The sequence below is a fragment of the Nocardioides antri genome, assembly GCF_008373765.1.
GTDB classification, from domain to species: domain Bacteria; phylum Actinomycetota; class Actinomycetes; order Propionibacteriales; family Nocardioidaceae; genus Nocardioides; species Nocardioides antri.
Genome location: NZ_VUJW01000088.1, coordinates 1 through 1,120 on the forward strand (window position 1 = coordinate 1; position 1,120 = coordinate 1,120).

A 1,120-nucleotide genomic window follows, 5' to 3' on the forward strand; every position below is an offset into this window, starting at 1 on the left:
GATCGTGAAGGACCTCGGCGGGTTCACCCAGTTCGGGTGGATGTTCTTCTTGTACCTGCTGACCCAGGCGATCAGCACGCCGACACGAGGCGCTGTCTACGAGTCGGGTTGTTTGGGAATGCAGCCCCAATCGTGCGGTAAATTCCGTCCAAGGCTAAATACGGGCGAGAGACCGATAGCGAACAAGTACCGCGAGGTAAAGATGAAAAGGACTTTGAAAAGAGAGTCAAAGAGTGCTTGAAATTGTCGGGAGGGAAGCGGATGGGGGCCGGCGATGCGTCCTGGTCGGATGCGGAACGGAGCAATCCGGTCCGCCGATCGATTCGGGGCGTGGACCGACGCGGATTACGGTGGCGGCCTAAGCCCGGGCTTTTGATACGCTTGTGGAGACGTCGCTGCCGTGATCGTGGTCTGCAGCACGCGCCTAACGGCGTGCCTCGGCATCAGCGTGCTCCGGGCGCCGGCCGATGGGCTCCCCATTCGACCCGTCTTGAAACACGGACCAAGGAGTCTGACATGTGTGCGAGTCAACGGGTGAGTAAACCCGTAAGGCGCAAGGAAGCTGATTGGCGGGATCCCTCGCGGGTGCACCGCCGACCGACCTTGATCTTCTGAGAAGGGTTCGAGTGTGAGCATGCCTGTCGGGACCCGAAAGATGGTGAACTATGCCTGAGCGGGGTAAAGCCAGAGGAAACTCTGGTGGAAGCCCGCAGCGATACTGACGTGCAAATCGTTCGTCTGACTTGGGTATAGGGGCGAAAGACTAATCGAACCATCTAGTAGCTGGTTCCCTCCGAAGTTTCCCTCAGGATAGCTGGAGCTCGGACGCGAGTTCTATCGGGTAAAGCCAATGATTAGAGGCATTGGGGGCGCAACGCCCTCGACCTATTCTCAAACTTTAAATAGGTAGGACGTGTCGGCTGCTTTGTTGAGCCGTCACACGGAATCGAGAGCTCCAAGTGGGCCATTTTTGGTAAGCAGAACTGGCGATGCGGGATGAACCGGAAGCCGGGTTACGGTGCCCAACTGCGCGCTAACCTAGAACCCACAAAGGGTGTTGGTCGATTAAGACAGCAGGACGGTGGTCATGGAAGTCGAAATCCGCTAAGGAGTGTGTAAC

At 57.4% G+C, this 1,120-nt stretch carries 1 rRNA gene; it reads left to right on the forward strand.

Annotated elements, in window-relative coordinates:
• Positions 1-1,120, forward strand: a 23S ribosomal RNA gene (locus tag F0U47_RS22670); the annotation flags it as partial.